This window comes from Spiroplasma endosymbiont of Glossina fuscipes fuscipes (assembly GCF_049669535.1).
Classification (GTDB): domain Bacteria; phylum Bacillota_I; class Bacilli_A; order Mycoplasmatales; family Mycoplasmataceae; genus Spiroplasma.
Genome location: NZ_CP187162.1, coordinates 1,365,359 through 1,384,965, shown reverse-complemented (window position 1 = coordinate 1,384,965; position 19,607 = coordinate 1,365,359). Strand labels below are relative to the sequence as shown.

Below are 19,607 nucleotides of genomic sequence, written 5' to 3'. Positions count from 1 at the left end.
TATTGAAAGGAGAAAAAATATGAAAAACTTGACATGACCAAAGATTTTAATGTTTATTGGCGCGGCTTGGATTATTATAATTGGAATTTTGTTTGCGGCAGGTGTTCCAACAAAAACTTCAATTTATGGATGAGATACAAGTTGACCAGTCTTACTGATTTTAGGGATTTTATATATTTTAATTCCGTTATCAGTTAAACCGGGATTTTGATCATTGTTATGAGCTTTAGCGATCACTGGCTTAGCAGTTATTTTCTTAATTGGATTCTTTGTTAAAGCAGATTATCAATCACCCTGAACTTATTTAGGGGCCATTCCCAATCTCTTCATTGGAGTTGGAGCATTGGGATGGATTTTTGTCCATGAATAAAATATTTTAATATTTATAAAAAATGACATTAACTTAAATAATGTCATTTTTTTTGTTAATGCTTTTGGTTTAAACATATATAATACTTTTTATATATAATCACTTCATATTCGATGAAAAACTTATGAAAGGTTTTAAAACAATGAAAAAATTATTAGTGATACTAGGGGTTTTTAATTTTAGTGTTGTTAGTCCGGGCTTGATTATTGGTTGTATTGCAAAACCAAATATTATGCAAACTGAAAATAATGATATTGATTATCAAGGAGATTTAAAAATTCTAAATGAAATTACTAAAAAAGTTAGCACTGTGTTTCAAAAATATGCAATGGAAAAAACATTAGTTGATATTAACGATTATTCAACTAAGGAACTTGAAAAGTTATTTACAATGGTTAATAGTAAACAAACACAGTGGCAACTGAATTTAGATAATGAAAATGTTGGTTCAGGATTAAACGCATTAGTAAATAGTTTTATTAATGTTTTTGATAATGTTAATCGTGAGATTGCTGATCAATATTCAAATTATTATATTAATGCAATGCCGTTAAGTGTTGATACAAAAGGGTATCAATTTATGTTGAACTATATTGATATTGCGCAATTAAAATCATTAGTAAATATTGATGTTAATGATTTAAAGGGTGTTCGCTTGGATTTTAAATTAGAAGTTAAAGTTCAATTTAAAACATTAGAAACACGGATTCCTTTTTTAGTTCAATATACCATTACAAATGATAAAGCAAAAATGGAAGAAATTTTAACAGCTGTAACAGGAGCTGTTTCAAAAGCAATTGTCAAGTTTTTTAATTCAATGGAAGAAAATATTATTGTTGATCAAAATCCCGCTTTTCGGAGCATTTATGAAAATTTTGATTTAAATTATGCTTTTGACCATACTATGTTAGATGCAATTGTTCAAAAGGAATTAAATGCCGTATTACAAGCAGACAATGAACTTGGTGAGATTCGAAATAGTATTACCTATGCTAAAGATGAACAAATTTTGGTTTTATTAAATTCAATTATTAATCCAGATACAAACGGTGTTACACCAGTTATTCCTGATGATGAAACATATACGTGGGTTAATACTGGTTATGTTCCTGAAAAGTTAACACCAGAAAACTTTTTAGAATATTATGGAGAAAAACTAAATATTTTAACAAACACATCTGGTCAAAAATTACAATTGGGTCAGTTTCGAATTAATTTAGCAAAAATTTTAGTAGCGGGAATACCTTTATCTGGTGTTATTTTAAATGAGGGTCGACCATTTTATTTAAGTGTTGGGATTACTCGTGATGGAATGATTGAAAAAATTAAGAATTTTGGACGCATTATTAGTACTTTTTATCAATATTATAAAATCACTTGGGATATTAAAGTTTGAAAAGAAGGAGCTTTGTTTTTAGATGTTGATTTTTGAAATGGTTTAGAAAAACAAGTTAAAGATGAAGGATTATCGCATCGTAAAATTTGACGAATTCTATTAAATAAGTTTAAAAATGATCCACAAAATAAAGGTCTACCTGATATTGACAAGTTTTGAATAACAACCGAAATTGTTGATTTGGTTCCTGTAATTGGGAGTGATAGGTCATTGAGCATTTATGCAAATAGAAACTATAGTTTGCGGTTTAATTTTGGGGTTAATGCAACAACTAACAACATCTAATATACACCATGACCAGTAAATATATATGGAATTGCTTTTAAACCATCAGATTATGTTTATCCGAAAGCAGTTTAAAATTATATTTTGAACAATTTCATTCATTATGGCAAATACATGAGATAGTAGCAAACAAGATATATCATTTTGCTCAAGGATGCTAAATTGATAGTTATATATGCTTATTTAGACATTGGATATTTTAAAATCAAATTTTATTTTTATTTTATTCTAATTTTGGGGTATATGCCCGAGGGCCAAACCCAAGTGTTACTTTTGGCAACACTTGCTTTTTTTTTTTTTTTTTATTATAATTATTACAAATATTTAACACAAAATATTTTAAAAGGAGAAAACATTATGAAAAAATTATTAGTGATGCTCGGAATTTTTAATTTTAGTGTTATTAGCCCAAGCATAATTATTAGTTGTGTTGTAAAACCAAAAACTAAGGAATATGAAAATAGCGGTATTGACTATCAAGGAGATTTAAAAATCTTAAATGAAATTAGTAAAAAAGTTAGTAGTGTTTTTCAAACATATGCAATGGAAAAAACACTAGTTGATGTTCATGACTATTCAACTGAGGAGTTTGAAAAGTTATTTACAATGGTTACTAGTAATGACCCACAGCAGGAATTAAAATTAAATGATACCAATATTGGGAAAGCATTGCAAGCATTAGTAAATGGTTTTAGCGCTGTATTTGACAATGTTAATCGTGAGATTGCTGATCAATATTCAAATTATTATATTGATACATTGCCTTTAAGCACTGATGCAAAAGATTATAAATTTATGTTAAATTATATTGATATTGGTAAATTGGACTCTTTAGTAAATATTGATGTTAACAATTTAAAAGGAGTTCGGTTAGATTTTAGGTTAGAAGTTAAAATACAGTTTAAAACATTAGAAACACGAGTTCCTTTCTTAATTCAGTATACTATTACAAATGACAAAGTAAAAATGCAAAAAATTTTAGCAGCTGTAACGGGAGCTGTTTCAAAAGCAATTGTTAAATTTTTTAATTCAATGGCTAAGGACATTATTGTTGATCAAAATCCCGCTTTTCGAAGCATTTATGATAATTTTGATTTAAATTATGCTTTTGACCATACTATGTTAGATGCAATTGTTCAAAAGGAATTAAATGCCGCATTACAAGCAGACAATGAGTTTGGTGAGATTCGAAATAGTATTACTTATGCCAAGGATGAACAAATTTTGGTTTTATTAAATTCAATTATTAATCCAGATACAAATGGTGTTACACCAGTTATTCCTGATGATGAAAAATATACGTGGGTTAATACTGGTTATGCTCCTGAAAAATTAACACCAGAAAACTTTTTGGAATATTATGGGGAAAAATTAAATATTTTAACAAGTACATCTGGTTCAAAATTACAGTTAGGACAATTTAAAATTAACTTAGCAAAAATTTTAGTAGCAGGAGTGCCATTATCTGGTGTTGTATTAAATAATGGTAAACCATTTTATTTAAGTGTTGGAATTACTCGTGATGGAATGATTGAAAAGATTAAGAATTTTGGGCGCATTATTAGTACCTTTTATAAATATTATAAAATTACTTGGGATATTAAAGTTTGAAAAGAAGGAGCTTTGTTTTTAGATGTTGATTTTTGAAATGGTTTAGAAAAACAAGTTAAAGATGAAGGATTATCGCATCGTAAAATTTGACGAATTCTATTAAATAAGTTTAAAAATGATCCACAAAATAAAGGTCTACCTGATATTGACAAGTTCTGAGTAATAACTGAAATTGTTGATTTGGTTCCTGTAATTGGGAGTGATAGATCATTGAGCATTTATGCAAGGAGAAACTATAGTTTGCGGTTTAATTTTGGGGTTAATGCAACAACTAATAATATCTACTATACGCCATGACCAGTGAACATATATGGAATTGCTTTTAAGCCATCAGATTATGTTTATCCAAAAACAAGATAACATTATATTAAAACAAAAGAGCCGTTGAGATTCTTTTGTTTTTTAATTAATGATAGAGAATACTTAAATAAAAAGGCGGAATAAAATAAGTTTTTGCTGGAAAAATCCAGTAAATTAGACATAAATTTAATAAAGTTAACAAGACTAAATTTATTCCGTCTTTTTTATTGCAAAAGTACATATACATAAATTTTGGGTTTAGTTGAGTTAGGCCTCTTTCTAAAATAAGTTTACTTAATACAACTTAAATTAATAATTTCTGACTTTGATTAAATTCAAAATTTATGTATATGTGTAAACTTTAAGAAAGAGGTTAATTTAATATGGAAAAGAAAGTAATATCTTGTGAATTGATATGTGATAAATTAATAAGAAAAAAATATTAAAATGTAGAATAAAGGATGAAGTAGGAAAAATCAACTCTTATTAAAGAGTTGATTTTTTTATTTGAAAATTAACTCTAAAAATTAAATATATTGGCTCTACAAGTGTTTAATTTTACAATTACATATTTTTTAAGGGAAGATTCCCCAGCAAGGCATTTTGCCGGTATGAAATCATTAGAGCTGTTAACTTGTTTTTTTGCGATTTTGTAAATTATTAATAACTTTGATTAATGTATAATGTACGATGAAGCTCCAAAAAAACAACTCTTGTTAGGGTTGTTTTTTTATTTGAAATAAAACAACTCCTAAAAGGAGGTAATGATAATTAAACAACAAAAAATATGTGATGTTAATGATTGCTATAAAGTAATATCATTCATTACCGAAGAATTTTTATCAAATAAAGTTTTATGAACTTGTGAAAAACATAAAGATTTATTGAATAAAGTAAAAGATAAAACACAAAAACAATTTTATCAAAAATTAGAAAATTCAAAAATTATCTTTGATTGAGAAACTGGGTTTTTAAAACTTAAATTTTATAAAACAACTTAATGCAGTGTGGGACGGTTATTTTTAATAACTAAGTGTTTTTATTCCACAGCCTGCCGAGGCAAGTACTGAAATAGTGTATGAGGAAAAATGTAAATCGGCGCTGGTTTTTATAACTAAGCGATAGTCGTGATAAGTCCAAGGCTAATATCAAACGACAATAAAAAAAGAGATAGTGACTTAAACAATTAAATTTGCGTTTAGCATTCGGTCCTTCATATGGGTGCAAGTAAATTTAATTTCAAAAACTGAGCGTCAAATCCCAGAGCGAAAGCACAAATGGGCACGGAAGAAGGAAGACATATATGTCTGGCGTACCAACTATACAAACAACTACAAATTGTAGAACATTGTAGTTGATTTACCAACATTTACCAAGATTATAGGAGGTTTATATGAAAAAGTTAAATAAAATTTGTCTTAAACAAAGATATTGAGGTTATTGCTCAAAATGTAATCAAGAAAATAAATTAAATCAATTAATGCTTAAAAGTTATCCAGTTTCATTTGAAGAAATGACTGATGAACATTGAGCATTAGGCAGAAAGAATTAAGAGGAAAAATATATGAATTGAGAAATTAATTATAAAAACGCTTGATTAACTTTTATTAGTGTTAATTGAAATAAATGTAAAGATAAAAAATATAAGTGTTATTGAAAAGATAATTCTATTGACATATTAACATTATCAGAATTATATTTTAATTTTAAAAATACAAGCGAGTTAAATAATTTATTAAGATTGAAAATTGTTAGGAGGAATAAATTATGAATAAAAGATATTTATTAGTAATGAAAAGTAAATATGGTGATTTAATAACAAACTGCTTTTATACATTAGAAGAAGCGAAAATTACTGCTAATGTTGAAAATAAACAAGAATGATTAACAACAATTATTGATTTAGAAAGCATTCAATGAGAAGGAGTTGAATAATATGAAAGAAAAAATTAAAATTAGAGATTATGAAATGACATTAGAAGAATATCAAGTAGATACTTTATTAGATATATTAAGAGAATTTATAAAAGCAAATATTCTTAAAAATAGTGAAGAATTGATTAAAAAATTAGAACTTATAGTAAAGGAAAATACTTCAGAATTATATTCTAATATAGAAAAATTAAAAATTATGGACCCTAAAAAATACAATGAATTATTTGGTAAAGGAGATGAATAATATGGAAAAAAATAATATTAGTATTAATGAATTTTTAAATAAATATAAAGCTAACGAAGATGAAGATGATTTTAAATATGATGTTAAAGTTGGTCATTATTTTGTTGAAGGAGATTGGTCATTAAATTTTAAAGAATTACATCTTGATAAATATAATATTGATGAATTTAAACAGTTAATTAAAGATTATGATAATAATCGTAAATATTGAGAAGAAAATGAAATTTGTAAAGATTGTGAAAGAAGAAAAAGACTAAGTGAAATTTGTAAAGGAGATAAATAATTATGAATTTAAAAGATTTATTAAATGAAATGTTTGATAATTATCCAGATTGTTATAAAGATTATGGTTTAGCAATTATGGATCGTTATGAAATTGAAGTTGAAAAGAAAAAATTAACACCTGAAGAAATTGATAATCTTACTCATTTATATTTTGATAAACCCAAAAATAATTATATTGTAAATGAAGATTAATACTTATTTTAGAAAGGATGATTAAAAAATGAGTAAATATGCTAGTAAAGATTGAATTAAGAAACATTCAAAAGATGGATTATATCTAAGTTATAATGAAAATTATATTTTTTGTCCAACTCATCGAAAAATGTTAAAAGTTGTAATTAATGATTTAAAAAAATTGATTGGAGATGATAAATAATGAGTGATGTAGTTAAAAATATAGTAAATAATATTACATTTCAATTTCCTTTAAAAGGAGATGATTTTAAAAATGCAAGTCTTTTAGCGTATAATATTCAAAAAATTAAAGAAGAAAATAAACAAGAATTAACTGAGTATATTTTTAGACATATTAATCATTATGCATTAAATGGTTATCAAGATGTTCATTTAAAAGATATTCCAAGTGCTATTACTAAAAATAATTTTGTTTTTAAAGAATGATTAGAACCTATTCAAAAATTATTAGATGAACATAATAGAATTGGCAAAATAATTACTAATTATAGAAATTATATTGAAAGATACAGAGTTGAAATTAATAATAATTTGACACAAGCTCGCAAACAAAAACAACAAGAGTTTTTAAAAGAACAAGAATTAAAAAAGCAAGAATTAATTGAAAAAGCAAATAATTTAACTGTTGATATGGGTGTAGACATAGACCAAATTCAAGATGAACAAGTTCGTGTAATGGAAAAAATTGAAGAAATTGATAAATCACTTGATCCAAAACAATTAAAAAAAGTTGGTATTAATATAATTAAAGAAAAATTATTAGTAAAAGATATTGAATTAATTGGTATTAATGATGATTTTTTACAAAATGCAGATAAATTAGAACTTATTAATTTAATTAAAAATTATTTAATTATTGATGAAAAAATTGTTAAAAATGAAATTAAAGACCAATGAGATAGTAATGCCGATGTAAATACTATTGGAGTTAAAGGTATTAATTTTAAAATAAATAAAGGAGAAAAATAAATATGTTAGAAGATACTAAAAGAGAAATAAAAAATATTATTGATGATATAGATACTTTAAAAAATGAGATTGATTATTACGAAGATGCAGAAACAACAAAAGATATGGATTTTGGTGGTTGATATAAAAGTTTTATAAATATTATTACCCAATTAAAAGAAATAATTAAGGAGGATTAAAATATGGCAAATATGATTGATTTTTTAAAAGAAGAAAAAACAACTCAATGAATTAAAAGTAAATTTTCTAATGAAAGTGAAATTGCTAGATTTAAAAGTAATTTAGTAGCTATTTCTAACAGCAATGATTTATTACAAAAAGCAAGTCCTGCAACAATTATGACTGCTTGTTATCAAGGTGTTTTATTAAATTTACCTATGGAAAAGCAATTTGGTTATGCTTATGTCGTTCCATATAATACTAAAATAACAAGAATTATTAATGGTCGTGAAATCCAAGAATGAGTTAATCAAGCACAATTTCAAATGGGTTATAAAGGTTATATTCAATTAGCACAAAGAAGTGGTCAATATTTAGATATGTCAGTATCTGATGTCAGAAATGGTGAATTAGTAAATTATGATCGTTTAAAAGGTACTACTTTTAATTGAATACAAGATGAAGATGAAAGAGAAAAATTATCAATTATAGGTTATGTAGCATATTTTAAAATGGTTAATGGTTTTGAAAAAACTTTATATATGACAAAAGAACAAATGGAAAATCATTTTATGAAATACTCTAAAACTTATGCTAAAAATAAATCATTTTATATTGCTAGTTTTGATGAAATGGCATTAAAAACAGTATTAACTAGTTTATTAAGAAAATGAGGTATTATGTCTGTTGAATTACAACAAGCATATAAATCAGATCAAGCCGTTATTACGACTAATGATGAAAAGATTTATATTGATAATGATATTACTGTCGCCAAAAATCAGGGGCAGATGAGCGTTGAACCTGTATCAAATAATATAAATACCACATCTTATACAGAAATAGCGGACACAAACGATAATGTAGTTAAAGAAGAAGATATATCAAATGTAGTACCAGCAGTTAATAACAATGATGAAGAATGAGCAACTTGATAAAAATTGGTATTGACCCATCAGGAACTGGTACTACCGCTATTGCTATTTTTGAAGATAATAAACTTATTAGAAAAGAATTGTTTGATAATAAAGATTGAAAATGTCATGCTATTTATATTATTGAAATTATTTGAGAATATCTATATCAAAATGAAATTATAAATATTGAAAATTGCTTATATACAAATGCTAATGGTTCAAAAGACCGCGATGATTTATTAAGATTATTAGGTGTTGTTGAAAAACAATTTTGAAATAGTATTAATTGAGTATCACCAAAACATACTAAATCAGTTGTTAAAAATATGGAAAATTTAAGTAAATATAATGATAATTGTTTATGAGAATTTGAAAAAGATGTTAATTTAACTTATGAATATGGTAAAGGTTGATTCTATAATAATGAAAAAATAAGTAATCATCTCCGCGATGCAATTATTATTGCTAATTATGAGGGTTAATTATGAAACAATCATATAATCAAAAAACAGGAAAATATTATTCTAAATTAATTCGTAATGTTAATGTTTACTTAAATGAAAACCAAGAAAAAGTATGAAATGAATTACCTGAATTATATACTAATAATCAAAAAATACAGCATTTTATTAATTATTATATTATAAATAATAAAGGAGGAAATGATAATGAATAAAGTAAAATATAAAATTAACAACGATATTATTTTTTCTATCACAAAGTATTTAGTTGAAAAATATAATATTAAAGAACCTGTTAAATTACAAAAAATTTTATATTTTTTATATTTAGATTATTTAAAACAATATGATGAAAAATTATTTGATGATGAATTTGAAGCATGGATTTATGGTCCAGTTATAAGAAAAATTTTTAACCATATAAGATATAATGGATATAATTTTATTGAAATAGAAAGTTATACTGATAAATATTTAGAAATAGAAAAAATACAATACTTAACAGATGAAAAAGTGAAAAATTTTATTAATGAAAATATAAAAAAATACATAAATATGTCATCAATAGAATTAGTAGAAAAAACTCGTTATTCATTACCATGAATAAAAGCAAGAAAAAATTTAGGGCCACACGATATATCAAAAAATAAATTATTATTTAAAGATATTCAAGAATTTACAAAAGGCAACAATGATAATGAATAACTATATATTATGTTATAAAACCTTACAAGGTAATAGGCCTTGTAAAACACCATTAGGTAATTATATTACTGGATCAGATATTGAAGATATAAATATTAATTCAACTGAATACTGAGAATATTATAAAAAAACATATGGGGAAAAGAATTTAGTTATATTAGAAAATAAAAAAGGAGGTTAAATAAATGTGTGGAAATTGTAAGTGTCAAAATTGTAAAGATGAAAACAGAAGAATTAGAAAGAAAAATTATGCTTTTGAATTTTGTAAAGAACAAATAAAGAGAAATCCAAATCAATTTGGAATCAGAATAATAATGCGTATGATAGAAGATAACTTTTAGAAAACAAATAAAAAATAACCTTAATTGGTTATTTTTTTAAATACTATTTGTTAGTTGTCTAATAGCATCTTTTTGTGCTTGTTTTTTGTCGTTTACTTTAACTTGTTTTTTAACATTTTTAATTTGACCTGTTTTTAATGCTAATTCTGTTGCATATTCAGGTCCTCGTAAATGTTTTTCGTGTGCAATAACAGCAGTTCTTAATTCTCTAATTTCTGCTTTATATTTTTTAATTTTTTTAGCAGATAATCCAAGAATACCAAGACTACCCATTCCACCAGCACCTGCTAACACAAGTAAAGTAATCATTAATGTTTCATTCATTTTTTTAATTCCTTTCTTATCCTTACTCAAACAGTGGCCATCCATCCTTTCAGAACAAAATAATTTATAAATTAAACTATATAACCACCCAAAATATCAACCGCCCCTATATAGTTTATCTTAATTTATATTTAATTCTTGTTTTTGTTTTTTAATGTTTTCATTCTGTATATTTTTAAATATATCTTCTGTTATACCATCTAATTTATTTCATGCTTTTGCTATTCGTGGTTGAATAACACGCGGATTAATTCGACAATCTAAACAATGTCTTAAATGGTCTTTTTTTCATTTTGATTTATCAATTCAAATAATAATTAAAGAAATTATTAAAGTAATTAAAGGTAATATTGTAAATACTAATCCCATTTTGGATATTTTTAATCGTGGTATATCAATTTTCATATCTACTTTGGGTTTACTACTAGCAACAAATATACCCTGAATTCCGTGTGTAAATAAAGGTGTTAATAAAATAGCAATGCCATTACCTCAATATTGACCATAATTATACCAATTAATATTATCTTTAATTGCATTAATCATTCCATATTCTAATCAACAATTTAATACTAAAAATATTAATGTATAAAAACTAACTACTCAACTACGAATTTTATATTTTCTTTCTCATTCTCTAATATCTTTATGAGTTCAATTATAAGTCGGAATAGGGTCTTTTTTAAATCAATTTCACGGTAATGCACCCTTTAATCAAGTTGTTTTATCTTGTTTCATTAATTAAACTCCTTTCTAACTTATTTTTTTCTTACGCATAATTACAATATTTTTTATTTTTTCATATATTATATTTTTTTTATAAACTCTTATTTTTTTATCAGATACTTTAAATGAAATAGTATATAAATTATCTTGATTTCAAATAGCAATACAATTATTATAATAATTAATATTATCATTAATTGGATAAAAACTTAACATTCCTGATATGTTATCGTTTCCTAATCCATATACTGATATTTTATATTCATAATTGCTATCATATTTATTAAAAATATAACTTGTGCTTTCTGATATAAAATCACTAGTATCTACAACTTCTCAATAATGATGTTGCGTTGGAGTATAATCTTTTACTTCAATTGTATTATTTTCTCCCATTGTTAAAGTACGACCTAAATTAAAATTAATATGATTATCATTACTAATACTAATACCAACGCCATTTTGGATTTTATCTTGTTTAGTATTAATATCTTGTGATGTTTTTACAATATATTTACCATTTTGCTTATCAATATAATTTTTATCTAAATCACTATTTTTAATAACATCTGATGGAACATCGCCACCTTTTTTTGCTTTTCAAACTCCATTTTCATTATAAATTGTATCATTATCAAATGGAACTATTAATTTAATATATTCGTTATAATCAATCTTACTAAAATCATTAATAGTTGGATAAGTTATATTAATTGAATTATTAGTTTGTAATCGTTCTTTTAATCAAAATAATAATGTTGGATAAAAAGTTTTTTTACTAATATGTTTATATTCTTCTTCTCATGGATGAGCATAATTATCTAAACTATAATTATAAGGTCTAGATACTGTTTTACTAGATATAATATCAATTATTTCACCTGCTAATTTTAAAGCATTTTTAACATCACGAGTAATATTTTCATTTGCTTCTGGGTCATTAGTTTGTGAATATGCGACACCACCTTGTGAAAAAGATGCACTACCAGTTAAATCATTGACTCCTTTTGGTAAATATCAATTCATAACTGCTAATAAACAAGCAGATTGAATATAACTTAATCATTTATCATATTCAATTAAACCAGTATTATCTTTTTTTACTCAGGGAAATAAATCTTTTTTATTTATTTTATCGGAAATTGTTCCACCTGATAATCTATCCATTCATAAACTAGTTTTTAAAATAGCATTATAAATTAAATTATCATTATAAGCAGATTGTTTTCTATCATTAATAGGTTGTCAAAGTTTACTTTCTTTCACATCTTCAACTGTTATAAATAACAAATTACTTAAATTATTTTCCATATAAAACACCCCTTAATTGATTACGATATTTATTTTTTAAATTACTTGGCTTATAACTATTAACTCTTGTTCTTGTTTTCTTAATTGTTTTAATAGATTTATTAACCTGATAAAATTTATTATTAACTGGTGTTTTATATAAATTCTTAATGTTTTTAACATCACTTCGGCGTTCACGATACCATTTTTTATTATTAATTTCACCAGCAAAATTAAAATTAAAATGTCCAATTTTTAAATTATTAATAAAGTTTTTAATTTGTTGTAATTTTTGAACTGTTGGTAATGTTAATTTAGTAGTTCCTTTGGGGTATTTTTCTTTTAATGCTTGTGGTAATCGTTTTTTAATATAATCTCTTAAATGACTAGGTAATCATTTTCTTAATCAATATCTTCAAAATAATGTTCCAGCGTTAGATACAGCATTACTTAATAATTTTCAAATTTCAACTGGAACACTAGGATAAACATATGGACCATAAAATTTCGGATTTTTTGCTGTTTTTGTATATATTAAAATAGTTAAATTACCTGTTAAAGTTAACTTATTTGTAATATTAAACATACCGCTATCAAGTCAACTACTATTTAAAGGTTGTCAATTAGTATTTAGATAATTTTCATTTTTAAATTGTTCTCTATTTTGAATATTATTATCTTTTTCTAATTGACTTAATATTTGTTGTATTTCTTTTTTATGACCTTTTTTAATTAAATCTAAATAAGTAAATGGATTTAATCACTGATAAATATCTTCAATTTTATTTGTAATTTTATTATATTTATCAGTAATATAATTAATTGGCTTTAATACTTTATTTTTAACTTGATTAACTCTATTAATTAAATTTACAAATTTACTTATTAAAGGTTTATTTTCTAAATTAGATACTAATAAAGTTAAAACGCGTAATATTAGTAAATTCATTGTTTATTAAGAATTTTTAATTACAACATCAATAGGGTTTGTTTGACCAGTGGCGTTATTTTTACCTTCAATTTGAACGGCAACAGTTTTATCATTTGTAATATTAATTGGTCAATCTTCACCTTTACTTTCAATAAAGTAATCAAAATCACTTTCAGTTAAAGAAATATCTACGGTTTTAACTGCTTTTAAAACAACATCTTTAAATTGTGGTGTTAATTCTTGTTGCGTAACACTGTTCGGATTTTTTACTTTTATATTTGGTTCATCAATTTTATTAATTTTACTAATATCTATTTTACTTGCTGCTGGAATTACATAATCAATTGGAACTCTAAATGTTTTATTTAGATTACTTTTAGCAGTATTAATTTCATCTTGTGTTGGTTGTTTTTCTAAAATAATTTTACATGTTTTTGGATATAAAATTGTTGGTGTTGCATATTGAACTTTACCAATTCATTTAGGGTTAGCAGTATCATTATCTAAAACTTGTTGAATAGTATCCATATTAATTGGATATGCTCATACTTGTTTATTAATAATTAAACCATTTACATTATTAAAATTATAACCTTTATCTCGGTTAACTTGTCCTTTTGTATATGTTTTTTCTAAATGAAAACTTTTAGATACAGGAATTCCCATTGCTGTATTTTCATATAATTCACCATTTACCATTGCTTTTAATTGAGCTTGTGAACCAATTACTTTTAAATAAGCAGGTGTTAATCCTAAATATGCTCTTCGCCCTAAAACCATAAACATTTTATCTGTTGGCAAACCAAAATATAAATTACTAATTTGGTTTGTTAATTCAATCAAAGTTTCATTTAATGTAAAGAATGCTTTATTTGCATCATCAGCATTTTCAGCTGTATAACTACGAAATGGAATTACCTCATATTGACCATCTGCTAAACAATAATCATAAATAGCCTGAATTAATTCACATTCTAAATTAACAAATTTATTCTGTACAACACTAGAAATAGCATCAGCAATAACACCATTTTTAATATTTTGTTCTATTAATGCTAAATCAAAAGCCTCATTCATTAATTTTAAATTAAATCTTTTATCAATAGGAACTGGAATTCTTGTTAATCCCATTGTTTGAGTTGTTCCACCATTTGGTAATGAATAATCATCTTGTCATACTACACGATGAGTTAAATTATATAATGCTTGACCAGCATTAGGTAATCAAGCAACTTGTTCAGCTGTTGCAGTAGCATACTGCATAATACTTGCATATTCATTATATAAAGGTCCACGCAATAAAGCATTAACCATATCAACATATGCTTTTTGATCTGTTGTATTACCTTCTAATGTAAAAGGTACTTGTGGCAAATTAATTGTTGCCATAATATTTCACTCCCTTATTATCTAAGGTTTTTAAGTGTATAATCAGTTATTTTTTTAATTTCATCAGGAGTATATGCTCCTTTTTCTTTAATAGTTTCAATTTCATCATTTTTATTTTCAGTTGATTTTTCAATCATATCTTTAATAAAATTAGTTGGTGAAATTGATTGTTGTTCTTCAACAAACAAATCAGGTTTTAATTCTTTTAAAGTTTGCATTTTTTCAGTTAAAGAATTACCACTAACTTTATCTAAATTAGTTTTAATATCTTCAATTTTAGTAGATGGAACACCTTTAAATGCTTTTAACTCATCTAATTCATTAGCAACTTTTAAATACTCTTCTTTTGAAATAGTATCTTTTCGTTTTTGTATTCCCTCAATAATTTGTTTTGTTTCATTATGAAATTCATTTAAAATATTATCTGCTATTTCTTCACTTAAACCTTGTTCTATTAATTGTTCTTTTGTAAGTGCCATTTTATAAACCTCTCTTTTTTTATTCTTGTCCGAATAACAAGTCAGCATAAGTCTTTTTAAGGCGGAAAGCATAAACCGTAAATTACTTTTTTGTTAAAAGGATAAACCGTTAACTTTATTTTACACTATTATTTTAGTAATACAACTATTAATATAAATATTATAACTTAATATATTTCATTGCTAATATAGCTCTTAAAACAATTAATAAAGGTATTTACATTTATTTATATTTTTATATAATTTAACTAATAGAAAAGAGGGTTAATTGGAATGAAAAGATTATTAAGTATTATTGGTGCAATTTCATTACTAGGAACAAGTACAACAAGTTTAGTTGCTTGTAATAAAACACAAGAATATACAAAAGAAGAATTAGAACATTTAAAAAAAGAAAACCAAATAAATACAGCAGATGAAACTATTAAAAACAACCTAGAATGAATAGCACCACAAGAAAAACCATTTAATAATGTTGATAATAAATATTATTATGTAGTATGAAAAGGTAAATCAAAATGATATATAACAAAATTATTAAATAATGAAAAATTATTAAATCGAGATAGTAGAAAAGTCTTGAAAGAAGAAGAAGGATATGAATTTGGTTTATATAGGTATAGTTTAAATTATGAAGTTGATTTGTTTAATTACGAACCATCTAAAACAACAAACTGACCTTGAAGAACAGACAAAGGAACTCATTTTAAAGCAGTTTATCGTTGAAATTTAGATACACAAGAACCTGATTTAATTATTGATGAAAATGGTAATATAAAAGTTAATGGTGAATAAAAAAGAGTCTAGCAAAAATGCTAGATTTTTTTATACTAATGTAATTTTTAAATTGTCATTGTATTTTTTGGTTAGAAATTCAATATTAACAATTTTACATTTATCTAAATTAGGTATATTTACTAAATAATTAAGCTTATTAAATTTATCTCTTTTAAGATATTTTTTTTATTAAATTTATATTGCTTATTATTAAAAATAATAACTAAATTACTTTTATTTTTAAGTTCTTTTAAATAATCTAAAAATGTCATTTTATTACCTCATTTTATTTTTATTATAACATTTTACCTTGGTTTTATTGTAATTTTAATAGGATTATCGCTCGTATTTACCATATTTAATACACCTAAGGCATTTAAGTCTATTGTTATATTTTTGTCATTACCTCATGAAGTATTATTTGTTAAACAATATCCTAATAATTGAGGAAATAATACTTTTGAAAATCTAATTTTTAATTTTACATCATTAGTATAATATGCTTGTAAATATGTTTCTTTAATTTTATTATTATCATTATTAGATAATTTTGTTATTTGTAATAAAAAATTAATGTCTCAGTTTCTTCATGAAATAGTGTATTCACTTTGATAATTTCCACTTGGTAAACCATTAGTATATGCAATAGGTTCAAATGTTTGAATATCATTAGTTATTTTTTTCGTATCTATTGTAAAAGTATTTGGAAAATTAACATTATCCTTTTGTTGCAATCCCTTTTTGTGTAAAGTTGCATCAGATAGTGACCCAAAATTATATTCACAAGTAGAATAACCTCCTAGAATATTAACATTTCTATCACGAATAAAATGTTTTATATCAGGTTCAATACAACTAACTTTTAAATTGTCAAGATTACTTATTTCTATTGTTTTATAAGAACTAATAAATTTATCGATACTTTGAATTGTTGGATCAATTTGTCTTAAATCAAGTTCAGTTTCATAATAAGCATCCTTAAATTCATCAGAAAATAAATTAATATAACTATTAGGAGTATTTGAGCGGTTACATTGTGCTGGTGCTGTAATTTTAGTTATTAATGCTTGTCCTGTTTTACCATTTCAAATATCTTGTGTATAAGGTTGATAGTTATAAGGTACTGGTGGGAGAACATATTGTGGGTAATTAAAGGTTGGTATTTCATAGTCGTGTGGGAGTAAGAAACTAGTTTTATAATTAGTTGTCATATCTCGTAAATAATTATTTAATACACTTTTTGTTTTTCCACGAAAACTCCATACTGATAAGCGTAAATAATCTTCTTCATTATTAGTATATGGATTATCAGCATAAAAGATAATTTCAAAATTACCTTTATATAATGCTTGAATTGAAAACATATCAATTATATAACTACAATTTGTACCATCAGGTGTTTGTAAGAATTCACAATCATCATCTTGTTCACTAAGAGTAACTGGTGTTTGAGCATCAACTGCTTTAGTTTGTTCATTAATTAAATAAACTCGGTTAGTTTTAGGATTTAATTGTTTTAAATTATATGTTGAATAAACTAACTCACTTGTTTTTGAACCATCGTTAGTTAAAACAGTACCTTTACATTTATCAGTTAATAAAGTTGTAAAACCTAAACTAGTGGCATTTGCACCAAAAATAGCACCAACTTTATCATTACCTTGTTCTCTAAATATTTCAAATGGTAAATAACCTTTACCTTTGGAATCATCACCTCAAAATGCATCATTATAAAAACTATAAATATTTGCACTCATAAAACCATTTAATCATTGAAAATTAGGTCAAGTTTTTTCATCTTGATTAATAACTCAACCTCAAGGAATACCAAATGAAATAAAGTTTAAGAATTTACCAACTCCACCTGGTATTGTAAAAGGATTAAATACTAATTTTTGCGTATAGTTTAAGGGTAATACTGTAATTTGGCGATTAATAAAATTATTCATATTTAAAATATCTCAAACATTACATTTGCCCATTTTATTATATTCAATTTGAACTTGACCAACAGTATTACCAAATTCATCTTTTCTTCTAAAATAAGATGAAGCTTGCGTACTAATAATATTATCAACATTACCACTATTTACTTTTACTTTATTTGGTGGTGTTATTTTTCAGTTTTTAGACCAATAAAACTTAGAACTATCATCTTCTGTATGAATATTTCTACCAACACTAGAATTAGTTGCTGATGTAGTAGTTGGGTCAGTTATAACAATACCCTCACTATTTTTTTGATTTCAAAAATCATATCTTGCTTCCATACTATCTTTTCAATCTTTAAATCCTGTTATCATAGTTGGCTGAATAGCTTGAATATTATATCAACTTACATCAGGTGAAGCATAAGTATTAATTTTATCTGGAGGAGCAGGAAACATGTTATACATTAATAAATCACGAGAATTCATTACTTTTTTATTAAATTGACCTTTAATAATTGGTCGGCCAATAACTGGCATATCAAAAAAGATTGGATTACCATAAAATTTAACTGACATTGCTCTAACACCAGGGTCTTTTAATAAGATATCATCTAGTTCAACAATACCTTTATTTAATTTTTCATCATAAGTTATTTTAGGAAAACAATAACCTTCACCAGGGGCACTTGTTTGAATAAATTGTCTTACTGATAAACCACTATTACTAATTTTGTCATTAATACTTGAAAATGTAATTTCTTGTCATAAGAAACTTCCATCATAAGGGGAATAATAATTAATAACATTTGAAGGATATAATCATTGTCTATCTTGTGGAGCAGAATTAATATCACCACCACCAATATTTAAGCCACGATCATTAAATACAGTATAAAAATTATAATAATCATTAATATTTAATTTCTCAGCATTTTCATCTAAAATTAATAAAGTATATTGTCTTTCTGTTGATTGTTGAGTAAATACTTGCTCAAATTTAGCATCACCAAATTGAATTGAGCTTCTATCATCAATCATATATGCATCTCAATATTTACCAACTTTAACCTCTTTTGTATAAAAGTTATCGGCTTTATTATCATTATTAATAAAATAACTTAATTTATATTGATTTAAGTATTCTAACATTCTATTAATATCATAAATATTTTCACCATCAATTAATTTTCAATAAACATTATTATTTTCATCTTTTAATTTTATCGCAAAAGGTGTTTCATTATTGGCTCATATAGTTGAGTTAATAGGTTGATTTTTAAAATCATCAATAGTTAAGATATTAATTTCTTCACCTTTATATTTTTGGATTATTTTTAAACTACCTTGTCATTGAGCAATAGTACTTTCCATATTATCAAATATTCGTGTATAACTACCATAATCACTTGGTTTAGCGTTATTAGGTTTTCATCCTGTTTCTGTATCAGGTATATATGAACTATAAACATTAAAAGGAAATACCATTCAATGTCTATTATCTCGTATGTTTTCTCTAATATCTATTAAAGTATCGTGGGCTTGTCTTCTTAATTCTTCCATAACCCCTGGGTTAATTCTACTCATTTG

The 19,607-nt window shown here is 24.6% G+C and carries 27 protein-coding genes; 20 read left to right on the top strand and 7 right to left on the bottom strand.

Annotated elements, in window-relative coordinates; all coding sequences use genetic code 4:
* Nucleotides 1-19 precede the first annotated feature (19 nt).
* From ACOBWH_RS08355 to ACOBWH_RS08265, 19 genes are all read left to right on the top strand, one after another.
* A complete protein-coding gene (locus tag ACOBWH_RS08355; protein ID WP_070407174.1) occupies nt 20-370 on the top strand; it encodes a hypothetical protein in 351 nt (116 codons plus the stop codon).
* Between the two features lie 142 nt (nt 371-512).
* On the top strand, nt 513-2,051 hold the full coding sequence (locus ACOBWH_RS08350; RefSeq protein WP_424526448.1) for a hypothetical protein: 1,539 nt from the start codon (nt 513-515) through the stop codon (nt 2,049-2,051).
* Between the two features lie 357 nt (nt 2,052-2,408).
* Entirely contained in the window at nt 2,409-4,022 is a 1,614-nt protein-coding gene (locus ACOBWH_RS08345; RefSeq protein ID WP_424526447.1) for a hypothetical protein, read from the top strand.
* A gap of 704 nt (nt 4,023-4,726) precedes the next feature.
* Nucleotides 4,727-4,963, top strand: a complete 237-nt coding sequence (locus ACOBWH_RS08340; RefSeq protein WP_424525690.1) for a hypothetical protein — start codon at nt 4,727-4,729, stop codon at nt 4,961-4,963.
* Between the two features lie 392 nt (nt 4,964-5,355).
* Nucleotides 5,356-5,514, top strand: coding sequence for a hypothetical protein (locus tag ACOBWH_RS08335; RefSeq protein ID WP_424525688.1), 159 nt, complete (start codon nt 5,356-5,358; stop codon nt 5,512-5,514).
* Nucleotides 5,515-5,526: 12 nt separating this feature from the next.
* Nucleotides 5,527-5,751 (top strand): hypothetical protein, encoded by a 225-nt coding sequence (locus ACOBWH_RS08330; protein ID WP_424525686.1) that lies wholly within the window; start codon nt 5,527-5,529, stop codon nt 5,749-5,751.
* A complete protein-coding gene (locus tag ACOBWH_RS08325) occupies nt 5,730-5,897 on the top strand; it encodes a hypothetical protein (RefSeq protein WP_424525684.1) in 168 nt (55 codons plus the stop codon). Before ACOBWH_RS08330 ends, ACOBWH_RS08325 begins: the two co-directional genes overlap by 22 nt.
* A 1-nt stretch (nt 5,898) precedes the next feature.
* Nucleotides 5,899-6,141 carry a hypothetical protein gene (locus ACOBWH_RS08320; RefSeq protein ID WP_424525683.1) on the top strand — a complete coding sequence of 81 codons (243 nt, stop codon included), beginning with the start codon at nt 5,899-5,901 and terminating at the stop codon, nt 6,139-6,141.
* A gap of 1 nt (nt 6,142) precedes the next feature.
* Nucleotides 6,143-6,424, top strand: coding sequence for a hypothetical protein (locus tag ACOBWH_RS08315; protein WP_424525681.1), 282 nt, complete (start codon nt 6,143-6,145; stop codon nt 6,422-6,424).
* Nucleotides 6,425-6,426: 2 nt separating this feature from the next.
* On the top strand, nt 6,427-6,618 hold the full coding sequence (locus ACOBWH_RS08310; protein WP_424525577.1) for a hypothetical protein: 192 nt from the start codon (nt 6,427-6,429) through the stop codon (nt 6,616-6,618).
* Between the two features lie 28 nt (nt 6,619-6,646).
* A complete protein-coding gene (locus ACOBWH_RS08305; RefSeq protein WP_424525579.1) occupies nt 6,647-6,802 on the top strand; it encodes a hypothetical protein in 156 nt (51 codons plus the stop codon).
* Nucleotides 6,802-7,590, top strand: coding sequence for a hypothetical protein (locus tag ACOBWH_RS08300; protein WP_424525679.1), 789 nt, complete (start codon nt 6,802-6,804; stop codon nt 7,588-7,590). The genes ACOBWH_RS08305 and ACOBWH_RS08300 overlap by 1 nt, the downstream gene beginning before the upstream one ends.
* A gap of 2 nt (nt 7,591-7,592) precedes the next feature.
* On the top strand, nt 7,593-7,769 hold the full coding sequence (locus tag ACOBWH_RS08295) for a hypothetical protein (protein ID WP_424525677.1): 177 nt from the start codon (nt 7,593-7,595) through the stop codon (nt 7,767-7,769).
* A 3-nt stretch (nt 7,770-7,772) separates the two neighbouring features.
* Entirely contained in the window at nt 7,773-8,687 is a 915-nt protein-coding gene (locus tag ACOBWH_RS08290) for a recombinase RecT (protein ID WP_424525675.1), read from the top strand.
* Complete coding sequence (locus tag ACOBWH_RS08285; RefSeq protein WP_424525673.1) at nt 8,672-9,148, top strand: hypothetical protein; 477 nt, start codon at nt 8,672-8,674, stop codon at nt 9,146-9,148. Before ACOBWH_RS08290 ends, ACOBWH_RS08285 begins: the two co-directional genes overlap by 16 nt.
* A 2-nt stretch (nt 9,149-9,150) precedes the next feature.
* Nucleotides 9,151-9,342, top strand: a complete 192-nt coding sequence (locus ACOBWH_RS08280; protein ID WP_424525671.1) for a hypothetical protein — start codon at nt 9,151-9,153, stop codon at nt 9,340-9,342.
* Complete coding sequence (locus ACOBWH_RS08275; protein ID WP_424525669.1) at nt 9,335-9,832, top strand: Panacea domain-containing protein; 498 nt, start codon at nt 9,335-9,337, stop codon at nt 9,830-9,832. Before ACOBWH_RS08280 ends, ACOBWH_RS08275 begins: the two co-directional genes overlap by 8 nt.
* Nucleotides 9,825-10,013 carry a hypothetical protein gene (locus tag ACOBWH_RS08270; RefSeq protein WP_424525667.1) on the top strand — a complete coding sequence of 63 codons (189 nt, stop codon included), beginning with the start codon at nt 9,825-9,827 and terminating at the stop codon, nt 10,011-10,013. The genes ACOBWH_RS08275 and ACOBWH_RS08270 overlap by 8 nt, the downstream gene beginning before the upstream one ends.
* Before the next feature lie 4 nt (nt 10,014-10,017).
* Nucleotides 10,018-10,173, top strand: coding sequence for a hypothetical protein (locus ACOBWH_RS08265; RefSeq protein ID WP_424526446.1), 156 nt, complete (start codon nt 10,018-10,020; stop codon nt 10,171-10,173).
* A gap of 36 nt (nt 10,174-10,209) precedes the next feature.
* On the opposite strand, the gene ACOBWH_RS08260 is transcribed toward ACOBWH_RS08265, so the two are convergent.
* The 6 genes from ACOBWH_RS08260 to ACOBWH_RS08235 all read right to left on the bottom strand — a co-directional run bounded on the left by ACOBWH_RS08260 (nt 10,210) and on the right by ACOBWH_RS08235 (nt 15,312).
* Nucleotides 10,210-10,542, bottom strand: coding sequence for a hypothetical protein (locus tag ACOBWH_RS08260; RefSeq protein ID WP_424525663.1), 333 nt, complete (start codon nt 10,540-10,542; stop codon nt 10,210-10,212).
* A 75-nt stretch (nt 10,543-10,617) separates the two neighbouring features.
* A complete protein-coding gene (locus tag ACOBWH_RS08255; RefSeq protein WP_424525661.1) occupies nt 10,618-11,235 on the bottom strand; it encodes a hypothetical protein in 618 nt (205 codons plus the stop codon).
* Nucleotides 11,236-11,250: 15 nt separating this feature from the next.
* Nucleotides 11,251-12,534: a hypothetical protein gene (locus tag ACOBWH_RS08250; protein WP_424526445.1), complete on the bottom strand. Its 1,284-nt coding sequence runs from the start codon at nt 12,532-12,534 to the stop codon at nt 11,251-11,253.
* The gene (locus ACOBWH_RS08245) at nt 12,524-13,462 is read right to left on the bottom strand and encodes a hypothetical protein (RefSeq protein ID WP_424525862.1); all 939 of its coding nucleotides are present in this window, start codon (nt 13,460-13,462) and stop codon (nt 12,524-12,526) included. The genes ACOBWH_RS08250 and ACOBWH_RS08245 overlap by 11 nt, the downstream gene beginning before the upstream one ends.
* A gap of 6 nt (nt 13,463-13,468) precedes the next feature.
* The gene (locus ACOBWH_RS08240; RefSeq protein WP_424526444.1) at nt 13,469-14,833 is read right to left on the bottom strand and encodes a hypothetical protein; all 1,365 of its coding nucleotides are present in this window, start codon (nt 14,831-14,833) and stop codon (nt 13,469-13,471) included.
* A gap of 17 nt (nt 14,834-14,850) precedes the next feature.
* Entirely contained in the window at nt 14,851-15,312 is a 462-nt protein-coding gene (locus ACOBWH_RS08235) for a hypothetical protein (RefSeq protein WP_424525653.1), read from the bottom strand.
* Nucleotides 15,313-15,585: 273 nt separating this feature from the next.
* Here ACOBWH_RS08235 and ACOBWH_RS08230 point away from each other — a divergent pair, with 273 nt between their 5' ends.
* Nucleotides 15,586-16,107, top strand: a complete 522-nt coding sequence (locus ACOBWH_RS08230; protein WP_424526443.1) for a lipoprotein — start codon at nt 15,586-15,588, stop codon at nt 16,105-16,107.
* Nucleotides 16,108-16,394: 287 nt separating this feature from the next.
* Here the strand turns inward: ACOBWH_RS08230 and ACOBWH_RS08225 are convergent, their stop codons facing one another.
* Entirely contained in the window at nt 16,395-19,604 is a 3,210-nt protein-coding gene (locus ACOBWH_RS08225) for a hypothetical protein (protein ID WP_424526442.1), read from the bottom strand.
* Nucleotides 19,605-19,607: the final 3 nt, after the last annotated feature.